The following is a 1,122-nucleotide window of genomic DNA, read 5'->3' on the forward strand; positions in this document are numbered from 1 at the left end:
TCATCTCGAAGTAGCGGGGATAAAAGACAATTCCAGCTGGATCGCAGTGCTGGAAAATCACTTTGATCGTGCGTTCAAAGACCAAGGTATCTGTCCTTCATTTCCTCGGTGAGTGTATCCGGGCGGCCTGCCCAGACTGACTCGCCTTTTTCCAGAATGACGGCCTGATCAGCCAGCGGAAGGAGCTCCTTGAGCGTCTTGTCGACGATGAGAATGGACAATCCTTCCTTCTTCAGCCTGGCGATCGCCTGCCAGATTTCCCCGCGCACCACAGGTGCCAAACCTTCTGTCGCTTCATCGAGGATCAGCAATTTCGGGTTTGTCATCAAAGCTCTGGAGATGGCCAGCATTTGCTGCTCTCCGCCAGACAGCGTGTTTGCGCTCTGGCTTCTCCTCTCCTGAAGGCGTGGAAACAAGTCATAGACGCGGTTCAGCGTCCATGCGCCTTTGCGGGCGGCCGCGCTCAGATTTTCCAGAACAGACAGGTTCGGGAAACAGCGACGACCTTCCGGAACCAGTCCCAGACCAAGACGTGCAGCTTTGTGGCTGGACAAACGGTTCAGGCTTTGGCCGCAGAATTCGATGGTGCCTTTGGTTGGCGTAACCATCTGACAAATAGAGCTGATTGTGGTGGATTTGCCCATGCCGTTGCGGCCAAGCATCGCTACCATCTCGCCTTCATTGATGGAGAGGTTTACGCCAAACAGCGCTTGTGCAGCGCCGTAATGGGCTTCTAAGCCTTTGACTTCCAACAGCATCAGGCTTCCTCCCCGAGATAGGCTTCTCTGACAAGCGTACTGGCGCGGATCTCATCGACCGAGCCTGACAGAATGGCTGCGCCACCCACCAGAACCGTGATGCGATCTGCCAGACGGAACACGGCATCCATGTCGTGCTCAATGAGCAGGATTGGGATTTCCGGGCGAATTTCCTCAAGGAATTCAGTGAGCTGAATAGAGCCTGTCGGGCCGAGGCCTGCCATAGGTTCGTCCAGTAGCAATGCTTTGGGTTTGAGAGCCAGAGCGCAGGCGACTTCCACCTGACGGCGCTCACCGTGAGAGAGTTCCGAGACCGCGATATCTTCGCGGCCACCGAGACCGACTTTTCTGAGCCAGTTTCCGG

General features: G+C 55.8%; 2 protein-coding genes. Both read right to left on the reverse strand.

Annotated features, from left to right (window positions below):
- Positions 1-74: 74 nt before the first annotated feature.
- Complete coding sequence (locus tag PPL9_RS17370; protein WP_057463885.1) at positions 75-758, reverse strand: ABC transporter ATP-binding protein; 684 nt, start codon at positions 756-758, stop codon at positions 75-77.
- Positions 758-1,122: ATP-binding cassette domain-containing protein (locus PPL9_RS17375; protein ID WP_152986730.1), on the reverse strand; the 365-nt coding region annotated here is incomplete at its 5' end. The genes PPL9_RS17375 and PPL9_RS17370, both read right to left, overlap by 1 nt.

The sequence above is a fragment of the Pseudovibrio sp. POLY-S9 genome, assembly GCF_001431305.1.
In the GTDB taxonomy this organism is placed as follows: Bacteria; Pseudomonadota; Alphaproteobacteria; order Rhizobiales; family Stappiaceae; genus Pseudovibrio.

Coding starts and splice junctions, on each gene's coding strand:
- PPL9_RS17370 (WP_057463885.1), bottom strand. CDS start 758: ATGCTGTTGGAAGTCAAAGGCTTAGAAGCCCATTACGGCGCTGCACAA.